This window comes from Mesorhizobium sp. ORM8.1, from assembly GCF_053005525.2.
In genome coordinates this window covers 6,415,144-6,430,932 of sequence record NZ_CM132600.1, presented here as the reverse complement: position 1 = coordinate 6,430,932, position 15,789 = coordinate 6,415,144, and the positions used below count along the sequence as shown (strand labels likewise).

The window sequence follows — 15,789 nt, the reverse complement described above, 5'->3', positions numbered from 1 at the left end:
GAGGCCTGCCGCCATTGCTCGATCTCGGCATGTGGCTCGGTGAGGCTCCGGCGCCTGCCTAGCGGTCAACATCGTGGGCTCGGCGCTGTCGTGCCAAGCGAGGATGGACTGGTGTGTCGGAGAAATAAATTCTGTCGAAATTTCAACACTGTTGAAACATCGAAATAACGTCATCTTGATCATTTCATGAGACGTCAGATGCCTCATTGGGAGATCAAGCAATGTATTTGAAAAGCCTAATAACTGTTGCATTTCTTACCGGGACGGCTTTGCCCGCCCTTGCTCAAGACCAGTTTGTTCGCCCGCTTCGTCCTGGCGAGGATGGATCGGCAAGGATCCAGTCGTCGATTTCGATGACCCTTCCGGTCAAGGATGACGAGGATGCCGGTACCCAGCAGCAGGTAGCGCTTCGCTCCTTCTACAAGGCCGCGGCCGGCAGCTGCGCGATGGTGATCGAGACGGTTGCCGACACCTGTGAGATCACCGGCATGACCACGAACATCAACGGCCGCGACCGCAATCTCGGCGGCTATGGCGGGTCGCAGATCACGGTGACCGGCCAGATCTCGATGAAGGTCAAATTCAAGGCCAGCCTCAGCAAGACGACGCCATAGCAGTCGGCTCAAGCCCTCCGGCGAGCGGAACCGCAAGCCGGCCGCCGTTCGGCTCGACCGCGCTCTGGCTTGGCTTGCCAATCTCCGGGACCCGCTGCGCCGTCACGCCTCGCGGCGACAACGCAGTCCGAGCGGGCGCCGGCCTTGGCTGGCTGGCGCCGCAACCGGCGCATGACGAAGACGCGACAACGCATCTCCGATACCAAGGTCTTCCACCAAGTTTTTGAAAATTTGGTGGGTGCGCACAGGATTGAACTGTGGACCCGCTGATTAAGAGTCAGCTGCTCTACCAACTGAGCTACGCACCCACTCGGCCGGCAAAAACCGGCGTTGGCGGGCATATAGCCGCCGATACCGGTCCTGTCCAGCCCTGCCGGAATCATTTCCCGACAAATCGCTCCGGCATGATCCCGAACCGCAGGTCAGCGCAGCAAAAAGTGGATTCCGGTTTTCGGACAAGATCATGCTCACGCAAAAAACCCTTGTCGTTCAGACGAACAGCCTGCCTTCCGCCACCTTGATCGCATGGCCGCCGATGCGCGCCGAGGCCAGCTTGCCGCCGTCGACATTGAGTTCCAGCCGGATGCGGGAAGGCCGGCCCATTTCCAGCCCCTGCTCGATCCAGAGCCGCGAGGTCCCGTCTGTCGGCGCGTCGAAATGCATGATGGCGCCGGCAAAGGCGGCGGCCGCCGAACCGGTGGCCGGGTCTTCGTAAGACGGCGTGCCCGGCACGATCATGCGCACATGGAAGGCGCTGTCGTGATGCACCGTCTCGCGGCAATAGACATAAGGGCTAGCGAAGGCCCATTCGCTCTTGCGCGGCGCGAGTTCCGACCAGGCCTGGTTGTCGAGCCTGATCTTGGCCGCCGCTTCGAGGCCAGCGACCGGAATCGTCACATAAGGCACCCCGGCCGACCAGAACGAGACCCGGTGATTCTCGAAGCCGATTTCGTGTGGTGCCAGCCCAAGCGCCGCGCCGATTGATTGTGCGTCGGCCGTGAGTTCCAGCTGTTCAGGCAGCTTCGCCAGATCGAATTCAGCGAAGGTCGAACCGTCATGCTTGCTCACCGCGCAGCGCACTGGCCCGATATTCTCCTCCAGCACAAAGATGCCGGCGCCTTCGTCAGCCAACTCGGCCAGCGCGATCGCGGCGCCGACTGTCGGATGTCCCGCGAAAGGCATTTCATAGTCGGGCGTGAAGATGCGGATACGGTTGCGGTGCTTGGGACTGTCGGCAGGCAGCACGAACACCGTCTCGGACAGGTTGAACTCGCGCGCGACCGCCTGCATGGCGGCCGTATCGAGCCCCTCGCTGTCGAGCACCACGGCGAGCGGATTGCCGGCCAGCCGCTCCGTCGTGAACACATCGTAAAGCAAGTAATTGCGCGCCATGGAGAAAACCTTTCGCCTCGCTTCGAATTTCTGCCTCAATCCCAACATGAGGGAAATTTAATTTGAAATTCGAACCTGAAAGCCTGATTTGTGCACGGATAGGGACATCAATTTTTCAGCATAGGGGTCCGGCGTGGACCAAATTGTCAATCCGCCAAAGACGGAATCCGAGACGTCCATAGAAACGGCGCTCGGCCTCGACCGCAAGGGCGTCGGCCGTAGGCGTCGCCGCGGCTGGCTCTACGCGCTGCTGGCGGTCGCGGTCGTTGCCGTCGGCGTTGGCGTTTACCAATGGTATGCCGCGGCACCCCCCAGGGTCGAATACACAACCGTGCCCGCCGCCGTCGCCGACCTCACCGTCGAGGTGTCGGCCACGGGAACGCTGCAGCCGCTGACGCAAGTCGACATCTCCAGCGAATTGTCCGGCATCGTGCGCTCGGTCGCGGCCACCGAGAACCAGCAGGTGAAGAAGGGCGACGTGCTGGCGACGCTCGACACCGCCAAGCTCGAAGTCCAGATCGAGCGCGCCGAGGCGTCCGCCAAGGGTGCCGCGGCCAGCGTCGAGGATGCCAAGGTCACGCTGCAGGAAAACGAGAACGCGGTCGTCCGCGCCAGCGCGCTGACCAAGCGCGGCATGGCGACGGACCAGTCGCTTGAGGCGGCGACCGCAACCCGGGACCGCTCCAAGGCGGCGCTCGACAGCGCCGAGGCCAACCTCGCCATCGCCCAGGCCGACCTCAAGGCGCAACAGACCGACCTTGCCAAGAGCACGATCTACGCGCCGATCGACGGCATCGTGCTGACGCGCTCGGTCGATCCGGGGCAGACGGTCGCCTCCTCGCTGCAGGCGCCGGTGCTGTTCATCATCGCCGCCGATCTGCGCAACATGGAACTGCAGGCAGCGGTCGACGAGGCCGATATCGGCGCGGTGAAACCTGGACAGCATGCACGCTTCACCGTCGACGCCTTTCCCGACCGCCCCTTCGACGCCGAGATCCGCGACATCTCCTACGCCTCGGTCACCACCGATGGCGTCGTCACCTACAATGCGCGGCTCGAGGTCGATAACAACGAACTTCTGCTCAGGCCCGGCATGACGGCAACCGTCTCAGTGGTCACAAAGCAGGCCAAGGGCGTGCTCACCGTGCCCTCGACCGCCTTCCGCTACCGCCCGGCGCAGCAGGCCGAGCCTGGCTGGAGCCTGCGCGACCTGTTCACCGGTCGCATGGGCCGCCCCAACCGGCAGCGCCAGGCGACCAAAGCGCCCACCGACGGCTCGCGCACGCTCTATGTGCTGGAAAACGGCCGCCCGCGCCCCGTCAACGTCAAGATCGGCTCGACCGATGGCGAGCTGACCGAGATCACATCCGGTCTCGACGAAGGCGCGCAGATCGTCACCGGCGCGCAGCAGCGGAGCTGACCGATGTCGGCTCCGCTGCTGATCACCTTCGACAAGGTCTGGAAGAGCTATGGCCAGGGCGAGGCGCACGTGCACGCGCTGGCCGGCGTCGACCTCGCCATCCGCCGCGGCGAGTTCGTCGCCATCATGGGCCCTTCCGGCTCGGGCAAATCGACGGCCATGAACATCATCGGCTGCCTCGACACGCCGACGGCCGGAACCTATTCTTTCATGGGCGTCGATGCCGGCCGGCTCGGCCGCAACCGTCGCGCGCTTCTCCGCAACCTCTATGTCGGCTTCGTCTTCCAGGGCTACAATCTGTTGCCGCGCACGACGGCGGCGGAAAATGTCGAGCTGCCGCTGATCTATCGCGGCGCCCCTGCCCGCGAGCGCCGCGAGCTCGCCATGCAGGCGCTGGCTGAGGTCGGGTTGGATGGGCGCGAGCACCATACGCCGGCGGAGCTCTCTGGCGGCCAGCAGCAGCGCGTGGCGATCGCACGCGCCATCGTCACCCGGCCGACGCTGCTTGTCGCCGACGAGCCGACCGGCAATCTCGACACCGCGCGCACGCATGAGATCATGGAATTGCTGACCAGGCTCAACGCCGACCTTGGCCTGACCATCGCCATGGTCACGCATGAAGCCGATGTCGCCGCCTATGCCGGCCGCACCATCCGCTTCCTCGACGGCCATGTCGCCTCCGACACCGTGAATGCGGAGGCCGCATGATCTGGGAAACCGTTCGGCTCTCGCTGCGCTCGATCCGCCGCAACGTGCTGCGCTCGTTCCTGACGCTGCTCGGCATCGTCATCGGCGTCGCGGCCGTCATTGCCATGCTCACCATCGGCTCCGGCACCACGCAAAAGGTCAAGGCCGACATCTCCAAGCTCGGAAGCAACCTACTCGTCGTTCGCGCCGGCCGTCCCGCCGGACCTGGCGGCCCGGGAGGACTTGACCAGGCTGTGCGGCCGCTGGCCGAGAAGGATGTGACGGCGCTGGTCGCGCATCTGAGCGGCGCGCGCGCCATTTCGCCCGCCTCGCAAAAGCAGGTCCGCGTCATCTTCGGCACCGAAAGCCTGACTTCGGGCGTCACCGGCACCGACAGCGCCTATCTCGACGCGCGCGACTGGAAGCTGGTGTCGGGCCGGCCCTTCAGCGATTCCGAAACCCGCTCCGGCACCGGCGTCTGCCTGATCGGTGAGACGGTTCGCCAGCAATTCTTCGGCGCCGGCGATCCCGAAGGCGAGATCATCCGCGTCAACCGCACCTCCTGTAAGATCATCGGCCTGTTGGAGCCGAAGGGCTATACCGGCTTCGGCCAGGACCAGGACAATGTCGTGCTGATGCCGTTGCACGCCTATCAGCGGCGTATTGCCGGCAATCGCGACGTCGACAACATCTACATCGCCGCCGACGACCGCACGCCGACGAGCGAGTTGCAGCCGCGCGTTGAGGATATTTTGCGCGACACCCGCCGCATCACGCCGGACCGCGATCCCGATTTCGCCATCCGCGACATGACCCAGATCGCCGACGCCATGGCCAGCGCCACCACCACCATGACCGGCATGCTGGGCGCGGTCGCCGGCGTCAGCCTGCTGGTCGGCGGCATCGGCATCATGAACATCATGCTGGTCTCGGTCACCGAGCGCACGCGCGAGATCGGCATCAGGCTGGCGATCGGCGCGCACGAAAAGCACATCCTCATCCAGTTCCTGGTCGAGGCCACCGTGCTGTCGCTGCTCGGCGGCATCATCGGCATCCTGATCGGCCTGGCGCTCGCCGGCCTCGCTTCGGCGACGCTGACGATACCGTTCGCGCCAAGCCCGGCGGTCATCCTGCTCGCCGTCGGCTTCTCGGCGCTGATCGGCATGGTGTTCGGCTTCTTCCCAGCGCTCCGCGGCGCCAGGCTCGACCCGATCGACGCGTTGCGGCACGAATAAGTCCCCGGTGACGAGCTTGCCGCGCCGTAGCCATCGTCGCCGTCCGGCTGGCGCTTGTTGAAATCGGCCATATCGCGCAAGGCCGTCCACGCAGAAAGTCAGAGGCCCTCGCCGCTGCGTGCAAAATGCCATTCGACCAGCGGCTTCATATGCGCTGCCAGGCCATCTGGCAGGTCGGCTGCGTGACGAATGATCACCGGCCCTTCTATCTCCGGATCGGCCTCGGCCGCGACAAAAGCCCTGATGCGCCGCGCGATCTCGTCAGCCGGCTCATCGACATGGTAACGGCGGAAGATCACCGTGCCGCTCGCGGTCGACAGGGCGTGCCAGCGCTTGCCGCGCCTGGCCGTCGTCAGGTCGAGCCCGGTCTCCTCGCGCACTTCGCGGATCATGTTGAAATCGACATCGACGAAGCCATCGCGGAAATCGATCGGCTCGAACGAACCGGCGGCGAAGTAGACGCTGCCGGCCATTACCGTATGCGGCCCCATGCGGATCGCCACCAGCGCATTGTCGCCGGCGACCAGCATGGCGTGACCGTAGGCGTGTTCGGCGCCGCTCGCTTCACGGTTCTTCCGCCACAGCATGAAGGTCGAGTATTTCACCGCATGACAGCGCCCGATGAGACGATTGTCGCGCCAGGCAAGCGCCGACAGCAGCACCACCGTGCCATCGAACAGCGCCGGCTTCTCTTCCGTCTCGCGCCGCCAGTTTTCGGCGATCGCCGTCTGGTTGTCGCGCTCGAACGGGTGCTGCTCGGCGACCAGCCGCACGTCGATCTGGTCGACCGGCAGAATGACATTGCGCGGCAGGTCGAAACTCAAGGGGGTCACGCCATGTTCAAGGTGATTGCCACCGGGCAATGGTCGGAGGCCTTCGGCCTGTCCCAGCCGGCGCGTGGAAAGCGCTCGACCTCCTGCCCGGGCGGAAAGATGGTGCGCCAGGGCTGGCCGTTGCGAATGATGTCGGGAACCGCCGTTGCGTTCTTCGCAGCCAGCGCCTTCGACAACAGGATATAGTCGAGCTGGCAGAGATGCCGTTCCTCCGGTCCGCGCGTGTGATAGAAACTCCAGCGGTCCATTTCCGGCCGCCGTTCGACGACATTCTCGCAGAAGCCGCCGGCGGTCAAAACGTTGATCGACGACAGCGCCTCGTCGACGACTTCGAAGCGGTAGCCATCGACGGAGTCGCCGGCGACCTTCACGCGCTGCCGATAGTCGTTCATGTCACCGCAGATCGCCCAGCGCTTGTCGGCCGCATGGTCCTTGCCGAACCGCTCTTCGATGATGCGGCGCACGGCCTGCGCCTCGGTAATGCGCAGCGGCATGGTCGCCTCGCGGCCGTCGAGCCCGTTGCGCGGCGCGCCCATCGATTTCAAGTGGACGAGATAGAGCGTCAGCGGCGCACCGGCGACGATCAGATCGATCTCCAGACAATCGCGCCGGAAAATGCGCTCGGTCGCCTGGTGCCCAAGCGCGGCAAGCTCAGGCGTGAACAGGCCGAACTGCTCGAACGTGACATAGGCATGGCTGGTCATGCGCACGAACTCGATCGGTTGGCCCTGCGCGGTCTCGTTGCGCATCATCAAGGCGACGTCGATGCCGCGTGAGTCATTGCCGGCGGTGGTGTATTTCTGCCGGTAGCCCTGCCCAACCATCTTGAACAGATAGCCATATTCGAAAGCTTTCAGCGCTTCGATATTGTCGACTTCCTGCATGCAGATGATATCGGCGCGGGTTGCCGCGATCGCCAGCGCCGTCAGCTGGCGCGTATCGTCGGATTGGGCAATGGTGCGCGCCTGCTCGAGAAGCCGGTATTCGGCCTCGCTCCGGATGTCGAACAGGGCCAGCGTGCGGTCCTCGTTGAGCTGGTTGCGATAGCCTGAGAAATCGAACCTGTTCATCAGGTTCTCGACGTTGAACGTGGCGAGGCGCAGCGACATGGCCGTGACCTTTTGCCCGCAAGCAGGGGCGAAAACAAGAGCCCGGCGCATGCTCGCCATGGTTGAAGGAACCTTTCCGTTCATCCCCGTTCAGACGGGAAGTTCCAACAATGGGCCTCTTCCCGGGGTTGTTCTGGGCGTGGGGCCGTGAATCCTTGGAGAGTGAAATGAAACCGCTCTTTTCTTCCCTTAAATCCGGGCTGCTCGCCTTGGGCCTTGTCGCCGGCGTGACCGTGCCGTCGGTCGCCGGGCCGATCCTGCAACCCGATCTTGGCGTGGCGACGAACACCGCCGCACCGAACATCATACCGGTGCGTGACAGCTGGGCCGGCGGCAACGGAGGAATGCAGAACTGGCGCTGGCGGCATGGCGGCGATTTCAGGGGCGGCGACTTCAGATGGCGTGGCGGCCATCGCAACTTCGCGCGCAACTGGGATGGCGGCCGCAACTGGGATCGCGGCGGCGATTGGCGCTGGCGGCATCACCATGGCCGGCGTTTCCGCGATGGCGACGCGGCGCTCCTCGGGCTGGGCCTTGGCCTAGGCTTGGGCAGCCTAGCCTACGACAACTACTATGATCCCTACCAATATGATTACTACCCGCGCTACGTTCAGCCGCGGCGTGTCTATCGGACGGAACGGCTCTCCAGCGCCCATGTGCAGTGGTGCTATGACCGTTACCGGTCTTATCGCGCCTGGGACAACAGCTTCCAGCCCAATTACGGGCCCCGCAAGCAATGCTGGTCGCCCTACAGCTGAGCTGCCCGCGAACAAGGCATGCAGACGGCGCTCCACGGGGCGCCGTTTTATTTGTCGGAGCCATAACCGGCGATAACTGTAAATTTATCTGCGGAGCCTATTCATCCACCCGGTGCCCCACACGACGATTGCCGCGATGGAGTTCGCGAGGACGCGCCCGCCATGGCCGAGAACGAACACAGATCCCAACACAGACAGCGCGTGCTCAAGGGAGCGGCGATCCTGACTGGCATTAACAATTCCGAGGTTACGTGCACCGTGCGCAACATGCATGCGAAGGGCGCCGAGCTGAAAGTTCCGATCGGGGCGCGCGTGCCCGACGAATTCCTGCTCTACGTGCCGGTCGACGGCGTCGGCTACAAGGCCATCGTCCGCTGGCGCCGCGACGACCGTATCGGTGTCGAGTTCACCGGCACCGAGCCCAAGCCGCACTGGCACTACGGCTGAGCATGAAAAACCGGCGGATCGCTCCGCCGGCCCATTCAGGCAATCTTGAAATTGCGGATTAGTTCTTGGCCTTGTCGACCAGCTTGTTCTTCGAAATCCACGGCATCATCGCGCGGAGTTTAGCACCAACCTCTTCGATCTGGTGGCTGTCGTTGTTGCGGCGGATGCCCTTGAAACGCGACATGCCGGCGCGGTATTCCTGCATCCATTCCGAGGTGAACTTGCCGGTCTGGATGTCTTTCAGCACGCGCTTCATCTCGGCCTTGGTCTCGGCGGTGATGATGCGCGGACCCGAGACATACTCACCCCATTCGGCGGTGTTCGAGATCGAGTAGTTCATGTTGGCGATACCGCCTTCATAGATCAGGTCGACGATCAGCTTCACCTCGTGCAGGCACTCGAAATAGGCCATTTCCGGTGCGTAGCCGGCTTCCACCAGCGTCTCGAAACCGGCGCGGATCAGCTCGACCAGGCCGCCGCACAGCACAACCTGCTCACCGAACAGATCGGTCTCGCATTCCTCGCGGAAATTGGTCTCGATGATGCCCGAACGGCCGCCGCCGACGCCGCAGGCGTAGGAGAGCGCCAGGTCGAGCGCATTGCCCGACGCATCCTGGTTGACGGCGACCAGGCACGGCACGCCGCCGCCCTTCTGGTATTCGCCACGCACCGTATGGCCGGGGCCCTTCGGCGCGATCATGACGACGTCGACCGTCGACTTCGGCTCGATCAGGCCGAAATGCACGTTGAGGCCGTGCGCGAACGCGATCGCCGCACCGTCGCGGATGTTCGGCGCAATCTCGTTCTTGTAGATGTCGGCCTGCAATTCATCGGGCGTCGCCATCATCATCAGATCGGCCCATTTGGCGGCGTCGGCGACGCTCATCACCTTGAGGCCGTCGGCCTCGACCTTCTTGGCGGTCGCCGAGCCGGCCTTGAGACCGATGGCGATCTCCTTGGCGCCGGAATCCTTGAGGTTGAGCGCATGCGCCCGGCCCTGGCTGCCATAGCCGATGATGGCGACCTTTTTGCCCTTGATCAGGTTGAGATCGGCATCACGATCGTAATAGACGCGCATTTTACTTCCTTCCCGTTTTCTAAGATCAGAGGCCTTGCGGCCCGGTTTTTGCTCCGAAAAGAGCGAGAAACTGCTGCGTCGCGCGGACGGCATCGCCGCCGATCGTCGCCTCAGTCAATTCCAGCCGGTCGCCGAGCAAGAGACGGATCTGCACGTCCCGGCCGACCAGCCCGAAAAAGGTCCGGAACGCCGTCTCGGCGTCCACGAAGTCGAGCAACCCGGCCTGCCGGCCCGCTTCAAGCACCGGCTTGAGGCGCCTGGCAAGCGCGAAACGCCCATTCTGCAGCACGACCGCGCCGAGATCGTCCTTACCGGATCCGGCATGGCCGACGGCCACGCGGTTCAGCGCAATCGAGGTGTCGCTGGAGATAACCTTCAGCCAGTCGGAAGCGAAACGCTCCAGGCTCGCGGTCAGCGAAGCGAGATCCAGCCGATCGCGATCAACGGCCGCGACACGCACCTTGGACGCCTGCCACTGCACTGTCGCGGTAAGCAGCCCGTCCCGGTCGCCGAACCATTTGTAGAGCGTTTCCTTGGAGCAGCTGGCGCGCCGCGCCACCGCGGTCATGGTCAGGCTGTCGCCCTCCTCGACCAGCAAACGGAGCGCCGCATCGAGAACGGCCTGCTGCCGTTCCGTCAGCGCTTCACTGGTGTCGACATCGGCCGGCTGCAACACGACTGTTCCCGATTTCTGGTTGCCTGAAAGGCGTACCGTACGTTACGGTTCGGCTTATGGCGCATTCCGGCTTCGCGCGCAAGAGCCCAGGTCTGACAATCGAGTTACCGCTCGATGGAAGGATGCCGCAGCCGCCCCAGCAGCCGCGCCAGCGTCTCCAGCTCTTCGGCCGAAAGCTTCTCGCCCATCAGCCCGGCGATCGAAGCGCCGTAGACGCCCCAGATGCGCCGCCGCATATCGCGGCCGGCCGATGTGATGCGCACGATCTGGCCGCGTCCGTCATCGGAGACCGGCAACTTCTCCACCAGCCCGTCCGCTTCAAGCCGGGCGAGCAGCCGGGAGACGCCGTATTGCGCAAGCAGAACGCGATCGGTCAGCTCGAAGGGACGCAAGCCTCCTCGCCCGCCTCGGCGAGCTCATGCAGCACATCGTACCAGGCAAGCGCCGGCAGGCCGGCTTGCTTCAGGGCGTCTTCGGCCCTTTCGACCAGCTGGCGCGAGACGCGCATCAGTCGGGCCCAGGCGGTGACCGCCTGGCTGGAGGGCGATGTCTTGGTCATCGGTATAGCCTAGAGGATGATCCCGAAAAGTGGGAACCGGTTTTCGGGACAGATCATGCTCCAACAAGGATCTAGATGCAATTGCATCAAGCTTGACGATCGATGCAAATGTATTCATATAGATGCAATTGCATCGACAGGGAGCTTTCCGATGAAACATGAAATCTGCAAGGTCGCCGACATCCCACAGAATGGTAGCCTGATCGCGCCGTTCTTCGGCCGTGAGGTGCATGTCTGGCGCAACGGCGAACATATCCGCGCCGCGGCCAACGTCTGCCTGCATTTCGGCGGCCCGCTCGACTGCAAGGACGGCGCCTTTGTCTGCCAATGGCATGGCGCGAAATTCGACATGGGGAGCGGCGAGCGCCTCGAAGGTCCGGCGCCGAAGGCTTCGCGCCTGATGTTCCTGTCCACCCGCGTCGAGGACGGCGCGCTCAACTATGTCTGGGGAGAGTGAGATGACCGTCAGGCTCACCCTCGCCAAGCTCACTCTCGTGAGCCATCATTTATGCCCCTATGTGCAGCGCGCCGCGATTGCGCTGGCCGAGAAGGGCGTGCCGTTCGAACGGGTTTATGTCGACCTTGCCGACAAGCCCGACTGGTTCAAGGCCATCTCGCCGCTCGGCAAGGTGCCGCTGCTGCGGGTTCGAAACGGTGATGGCGAAGAAACCATCTTCGAATCCGCCGTCATCCTCGAATTCCTCGAGGAGACCGAGGCCAATCCTTTGCATCCGGCAGATCCGCTGATGCGGGCCGGGCATCGCGCCTGGATCGAATTCGGCTCCGCCATCCTGAACGCCATCGGCCGCTTCTACTGCGTCACCGATGAAGCCGCGTTCACCAAGGAAAGCAAGGGCTTGTCCGAGATGTTTGAACGCGTGGAGGCGGTGTTGGCGGCCAGATCGAGCGGTCCCTGGTTCGCCGGCGATCGCTTCTCGCTGGTCGATGCCGTCTACGGGCCGGTCTTCCGCTATTTCGACATTTTCGACCGCATCGGCGATTTCGGCATTCTGCACGGCAAACCGCTCGTCCAGGCCTGGCGTGCGGCCTTGAGCGAACGCCAATCAGTGCAAGAAGCGGTAGGCGCCGACTATCCGCGGCGGCTGCATGCCTTCCTGCTGGCGAAGGTATCATATCTGTCGGACATCATCCAGCAGCAGGCCATTGCAGTTCCGCAAGTCCGATGCGCTTGAACGGATCGACCACTGTCCCGGCGACCATGGCGGCAAGGAATTGCGGTCCCGGCGGCACCTTTGCCAAAGTCGCCACCATCCGGTCGCGGATGAAGGGAAGCACGCTCGAGTCCGACTGATAAAACGGCGTCAGCGACAGGGACAGCGCCTGGAATATCCGCACATGCCAGCGGCGCGCCTTGGCGTAAGCATCGAGCGCATCGTCGACGCCATTTGCATGCGCCAGCGAATGACTGAGCGCCGCGGCATCAAGCAGCGCCATGTTTGCGCCTTGGCCGAGTTGTGGGCTGGTCGAATGCGCGGCATCGCCGATCACAGCCAGTTTCCGGCCGGCCGGCAACGTCATCGTGTGGTGGCCATAGCGGGCGAGTGACAATTGCTCGAAACTCTCGATCTGGCTGGTGAAAGCCTCGCAATCGGGCCACGCCGAAATCACCCTCGCCTTCCACGCATCGAGGCCCGCCGCCCGCACCTGATCGGCATCGTCCGGCTTCAGGCTCCAGAAGAAGGCCGCCATGGTCTCGGCGCCGGGCTGCGGCCGGCCGATCGGCAGCACGCCGACCATGACGCTCGCCTTGTCGTAACGCTGCAGCAGCGCGCTTTGGTCGAAGCCGTCGCGCCAGGCCAGCGATGCCCAGAAGGCGCCATAGGTGAGTGGACGCGGCATGGCTGGATCGCCCAGGCACTGGCGCAGCTTCGAACGCGCGCCGCTGGCATCGACGACCAGGTCGAACGGCCCCAGTCGCTTGCCATTGCCGCAGACCAGCGATACCCGCTCGCCTGTCTCCAGCGTCTCTACCTCGACATTGGTTTCGATGGCGATCGCCGCGCGCAAGGCGGCGCGATAGAGCACGCCGAACAACGCTGCCCTGTGTACCGCAAGGCCGAAGCGGCGGCCGCGCCTGGCATCGTAGCGAACCTCGAGCACTGTGCGCCCGCTCTCGGCATCCGTGCCATGCAGCCGCTCGATACGGCTTCCCAGCGCCAGGATGTCATCCAGCAGGCCGAGGTCGGCGAGCACCGTCAGCCCGGTCGGCTGCAGGATGAGCCCGGAGCCGACCGGCTTCGGCTCGTCGAAACGCTCGAAGACGGTGACCTTGTGCCCTGCCCGCCTGAGATAGAGCGCGGCAGCCAATCCGGCCGGACCGGCGCCGGCAATCGCGATGTCGTAAGTTCTGCTCATTGCCCGCCCAGCCAAGCCGGCGCGACAATCTCCCAACCCTGTCGCCAAATCAAGTTGGCGCTTTGACGCCCTTCAAGTTTGGGCCGCGTCGAAGGCGGCGCGCGCCGCGCGCACAGTGTCGTGGTTGAGTTCGGCCCACAGAATCAATTGATGAAAGGCGCCGAACATCGAGCGCCCGAGATCGGTCAGGCTGTATTCGACGCTCGGTGGTTTGGTCGGGAACACTTCCCGATGCACATAGCCATCGCGCTGGAGATCGTACAGCGTCTGGGTCAGCATGCGCTGCGAAATGTCGGGCACAAGGCGCCTCAATTCGCCGAAGCGATAGGGACTTTCAGCCAGCGCCATCATCAGCAGCGATCTCCACTTACCGCTGACGCCCTGGATGACTTCACGAACCGGACAATTGGCAATGTTGCCGCCCCCGCTTATCGCTTTGTAGATCTCCATCTTCGATTTCAGATTGATGATCTTGCCGTCCATGGCTGGTTCCCTGCCTGTGCCTACCTCCCGAAAAACTGCCTTCTTTACGGCATCGGGTCAATTCCTATTTTAGCGCTGGTCTCTTTCTGAGACCGCCACTCGAACCGCCCTTGCGGCGCAATGTCAGGATCCCCAATGACCGAAACCCTTCTCGTCACCGGAGCCTCCGGCCAGCTCGGCCGCGGCGTCATCAACTATCTCCTGGACACGCACAAAATTCCGCCGGCAAAGATCATCGCCACCACACGCAATCCAGAAAGCGTGGCCGATCTGGCGGCGCGCGGCGTCGTTGTCAGGGTCGCCGACTTCAACGACGCGGCCTCGCTGGAAATCGCATTCAAGGGCGCCGACAAGGTGCTGATCATTTCGACCGGCGATCTCGATCTCAAGAGCGGCAGGCGCCTGAAGCAGCACGAAAATGCCGTCGCCGCAGCCCAAAACGCCGGCATTTCGCATCTGCTCTACACCTCGATGCCCGATCCGGAGCCCGGCTCGCCGGTCCTGTTTGCCGATGATCACTACAGCACCGAGCAGGCCATCAAGGCGAGCGGCATACCCTACACGATCTTCCGCAACGGCTGGTACCAGGAGAACCTGTTCCTGGCATTGCCGCACGCTATCGCCTCGGGACACTGGTATACGTCCGCCGGCGAAGGCCGCATTGCGCACGGCGCACGCGATGACATGGCAGCGGCGATCGCCGCCGGGCTCGCTGGCGCCTCGACCGAGAGCACGACATACACTTTGACCGGTCCGCACGCCTACACCACGGCCGAAATCGCCGCCCTGGTGAGCGAGGTCATCGGCAAGCCGCTCGATGTGGTACAGGTTCCGGATGAAGCTTTGACGGAAGGCGTGAAGGCATCGGGCGTTCCCGAGGATTTCGCTGAGGTCGTCGTGTCCTTCGACGCCAACACGCGTTCTGGCCGCATCGCCATGGTGACCGATGCGATCGAGACGCTTTCCGGCAGGACGCCAAAGACGCTGAAGCAGTTCCTGGAGGCGAACAAGGCTGCCTTGCTTGGCTAAAATCAGCGCGCCTTGGGCATCTCGTTCAGGGCGCGCTACCTCGATTTTTTCAGCAGTCCAAGCTGGATGAGGCTTTCGCCGGTCGCGACGAGCGCCTCTTGCGGTGAGCGTGGCGACCAGCCGAGCAGGCGCACGGCCTTGGCGCTCGTCGCGTTCCTGGCCTTGCCCAGTTCCGTCACGATCTGAGCCGCCTGCCCATCGAACAGTCCGACGATCCGGACCAGCCAGTCCGGCAGCACTCTGGTCGTGACGCGCGATGCTGCATTGCCCAGCCTCGCCTTCAGCGTCTCGGCGATCTCGAGCATCGACATGAAATCGCCGCTGATAGCCAGGAACCGCTCGCCCTTGGCTGCGGGATTGGTCATGGCGCGCAGATGCAGATCCGCGACATCTCGCACATCGACGACACCAAACACCATGCGTGGCAAACCCGGCATTTCACCGTCCAGCAGGCGCCTTATGAAATCCGTCGAGGTCGAGTGATCCGGTCCCAGGACGGGTCCAAAATCCCCACCGGATTGACAACCGCGAGTTCCAGCGCGCCACCTTCTCTGGCCACGAAATCCCAGGCTGCGCGCTCGGCCAGCGTCTTCGATTTCACGTAAGCACTGACCTTCTCGGTCAGATTGGTCCAGTTCTCTTCGGTGAATGGATGGCCGGCGACCGGAACCTGCCCATAGCCGACCGCGGCAAAGGACGATGTGAGCACGACGCGTTTGACGCCGGCGTCGCGGGCAAACCGCAACACGCGCAAGGCGCCCTCCCGGGCCGGAACGATCAGGTCGTCCTCATGTTTCGGGACGCCAGTCGGAAATGGGGAAGCCACGTGCAGGATGTAGTCGCAGCCCGCGACCGCCGCCGGCCAGCCGGCCTCCGATGTCAGATCGGCGACGGCAAAGGACAGTGCACTTCCGGGCTCAGCGCCACCTACTTTGAGCATCGCCAGGACATCGGCTTGTCGGCTGTCGGACCGCACGGTCGTGCGCACGCGGTAGCCCGCTTTCAGCAGTTCGATGATGCAATGGGCGCCAACGAAGCCGGAACCGCCGGTGACAAGCACCAATTCGCCGCTCATGCCCGCCTCCGCAGCTGT

General features: G+C 63.7%; 18 protein-coding genes, 1 tRNA gene and 1 pseudogene. 9 read left to right on the top strand and 11 right to left on the bottom strand.

The window, feature by feature from the left end; all coding sequences use genetic code 11:
• Positions 1 to 353: 353 nt before the first annotated feature.
• The gene (locus ACVDG8_RS32045; protein WP_447252049.1) at positions 354 to 614 is read left to right on the top strand and encodes a hypothetical protein; all 261 of its coding nucleotides are present in this window, start codon (positions 354 to 356) and stop codon (positions 612 to 614) included.
• A 232-nt stretch (positions 615 to 846) separates the two neighbouring features.
• Here the strand turns inward: ACVDG8_RS32045 and ACVDG8_RS32040 are convergent.
• Together ACVDG8_RS32040 and ACVDG8_RS32035 are read right to left on the bottom strand one after the other, a co-directional pair.
• Positions 847 to 922 (bottom strand) — tRNA-Lys (locus ACVDG8_RS32040).
• 181 nt (positions 923 to 1,103) lie between these two features.
• Positions 1,104 to 2,006 (bottom strand): PhzF family phenazine biosynthesis protein, encoded by a 903-nt coding sequence (locus ACVDG8_RS32035; protein WP_447252048.1) that lies wholly within the window; start codon positions 2,004 to 2,006, stop codon positions 1,104 to 1,106.
• A 133-nt stretch (positions 2,007 to 2,139) separates the two neighbouring features.
• Here ACVDG8_RS32035 and ACVDG8_RS32030 point away from each other — a divergent pair, with 133 nt between their 5' ends.
• From ACVDG8_RS32030 to ACVDG8_RS32020, 3 genes are read left to right on the top strand one after another with little or no spacing between them, the layout of a single operon-like run.
• Positions 2,140 to 3,426: an efflux RND transporter periplasmic adaptor subunit gene (locus tag ACVDG8_RS32030; RefSeq protein ID WP_447252047.1), complete on the top strand. Its 1,287-nt coding sequence runs from the start codon at positions 2,140 to 2,142 to the stop codon at positions 3,424 to 3,426.
• Positions 3,427 to 3,429: 3 nt separating this feature from the next.
• Entirely contained in the window at positions 3,430 to 4,134 is a 705-nt protein-coding gene (locus ACVDG8_RS32025; protein WP_447252046.1) for an ABC transporter ATP-binding protein, read from the top strand.
• Positions 4,131 to 5,348 (top strand): ABC transporter permease, encoded by a 1,218-nt coding sequence (locus tag ACVDG8_RS32020; RefSeq protein WP_447252045.1) that lies wholly within the window; start codon positions 4,131 to 4,133, stop codon positions 5,346 to 5,348. Before ACVDG8_RS32025 ends, ACVDG8_RS32020 begins: the two co-directional genes overlap by 4 nt.
• Before the next feature lie 98 nt (positions 5,349 to 5,446).
• On the opposite strand, the gene ACVDG8_RS32015 is transcribed toward ACVDG8_RS32020, so the two are convergent.
• On the bottom strand, positions 5,447 to 6,172 hold the full coding sequence (locus ACVDG8_RS32015) for a hypothetical protein (RefSeq protein ID WP_447257151.1): 726 nt from the start codon (positions 6,170 to 6,172) through the stop codon (positions 5,447 to 5,449).
• 5 nt (positions 6,173 to 6,177) lie between these two features.
• Positions 6,178 to 7,290, bottom strand: coding sequence for an endonuclease/exonuclease/phosphatase family protein (locus ACVDG8_RS32010; RefSeq protein WP_447252044.1), 1,113 nt, complete (start codon positions 7,288 to 7,290; stop codon positions 6,178 to 6,180).
• 167 nt (positions 7,291 to 7,457) lie between these two features.
• Here ACVDG8_RS32010 and ACVDG8_RS32005 point away from each other — a divergent pair, with 167 nt between their 5' ends.
• Complete coding sequence (locus ACVDG8_RS32005) at positions 7,458 to 8,048, top strand: BA14K family protein (RefSeq protein WP_447252043.1); 591 nt, start codon at positions 7,458 to 7,460, stop codon at positions 8,046 to 8,048.
• A 162-nt stretch (positions 8,049 to 8,210) separates the two neighbouring features.
• Complete coding sequence (locus ACVDG8_RS32000; protein ID WP_447252042.1) at positions 8,211 to 8,495, top strand: PilZ domain-containing protein; 285 nt, start codon at positions 8,211 to 8,213, stop codon at positions 8,493 to 8,495.
• 58 nt (positions 8,496 to 8,553) lie between these two features.
• Here ACVDG8_RS32000 and ilvC read toward each other — a convergent pair whose 3' ends face one another.
• The 4 genes from ilvC to ACVDG8_RS31980 all read right to left on the bottom strand — a co-directional run bounded on the left by ilvC (position 8,554) and on the right by ACVDG8_RS31980 (position 10,808).
• Positions 8,554 to 9,573, bottom strand: a complete 1,020-nt coding sequence (gene ilvC / locus ACVDG8_RS31995) for a ketol-acid reductoisomerase (RefSeq protein ID WP_013531065.1) — start codon at positions 9,571 to 9,573, stop codon at positions 8,554 to 8,556.
• Between the two features lie 25 nt (positions 9,574 to 9,598).
• Positions 9,599 to 10,249 carry a TetR/AcrR family transcriptional regulator gene (locus tag ACVDG8_RS31990; protein ID WP_455707377.1) on the bottom strand — a complete coding sequence of 217 codons (651 nt, stop codon included), beginning with the start codon at positions 10,247 to 10,249 and terminating at the stop codon, positions 9,599 to 9,601.
• A 104-nt stretch (positions 10,250 to 10,353) separates the two neighbouring features.
• Positions 10,354 to 10,641 carry a MarR family winged helix-turn-helix transcriptional regulator gene (locus ACVDG8_RS31985; protein WP_455707376.1) on the bottom strand — a complete coding sequence of 96 codons (288 nt, stop codon included), beginning with the start codon at positions 10,639 to 10,641 and terminating at the stop codon, positions 10,354 to 10,356.
• Positions 10,623 to 10,808, bottom strand: a complete 186-nt coding sequence (locus tag ACVDG8_RS31980) for a hypothetical protein (protein WP_455707375.1) — start codon at positions 10,806 to 10,808, stop codon at positions 10,623 to 10,625. The genes ACVDG8_RS31985 and ACVDG8_RS31980 overlap by 19 nt, the downstream gene beginning before the upstream one ends.
• Positions 10,809 to 10,959: 151 nt before the next feature.
• Here ACVDG8_RS31980 and ACVDG8_RS31975 point away from each other — a divergent pair, with 151 nt between their 5' ends.
• Positions 10,960 to 11,265 (top strand): Rieske (2Fe-2S) protein, encoded by a 306-nt coding sequence (locus ACVDG8_RS31975; protein WP_447252040.1) that lies wholly within the window; start codon positions 10,960 to 10,962, stop codon positions 11,263 to 11,265.
• A gap of 1 nt (position 11,266) precedes the next feature.
• Positions 11,267 to 12,001 carry a glutathione S-transferase family protein gene (locus ACVDG8_RS31970; RefSeq protein ID WP_447252039.1) on the top strand — a complete coding sequence of 245 codons (735 nt, stop codon included), beginning with the start codon at positions 11,267 to 11,269 and terminating at the stop codon, positions 11,999 to 12,001.
• Here the strand turns inward: ACVDG8_RS31970 and ACVDG8_RS31965 are convergent.
• Positions 11,955 to 13,184, bottom strand: a complete 1,230-nt coding sequence (locus ACVDG8_RS31965) for an FAD-dependent oxidoreductase (RefSeq protein WP_447252038.1) — start codon at positions 13,182 to 13,184, stop codon at positions 11,955 to 11,957. The two genes, ACVDG8_RS31970 and ACVDG8_RS31965, sit on opposite strands and share 47 nt — an antisense overlap.
• Positions 13,185 to 13,256: 72 nt before the next feature.
• A complete protein-coding gene (locus ACVDG8_RS31960) occupies positions 13,257 to 13,667 on the bottom strand; it encodes a winged helix-turn-helix transcriptional regulator (protein WP_447252037.1) in 411 nt (136 codons plus the stop codon).
• A gap of 135 nt (positions 13,668 to 13,802) precedes the next feature.
• Between ACVDG8_RS31960 and ACVDG8_RS31955 the strand changes: the two genes are divergently transcribed.
• The gene (locus ACVDG8_RS31955; protein ID WP_447252036.1) at positions 13,803 to 14,696 is read left to right on the top strand and encodes an SDR family oxidoreductase; all 894 of its coding nucleotides are present in this window, start codon (positions 13,803 to 13,805) and stop codon (positions 14,694 to 14,696) included.
• 35 nt (positions 14,697 to 14,731) lie between these two features.
• Here the strand turns inward: ACVDG8_RS31955 and ACVDG8_RS31950 are convergent.
• Positions 14,732 to 15,771, bottom strand: a pseudogene (locus tag ACVDG8_RS31950) (SDR family oxidoreductase).
• Positions 15,772 to 15,789: the final 18 nt, after the last annotated feature.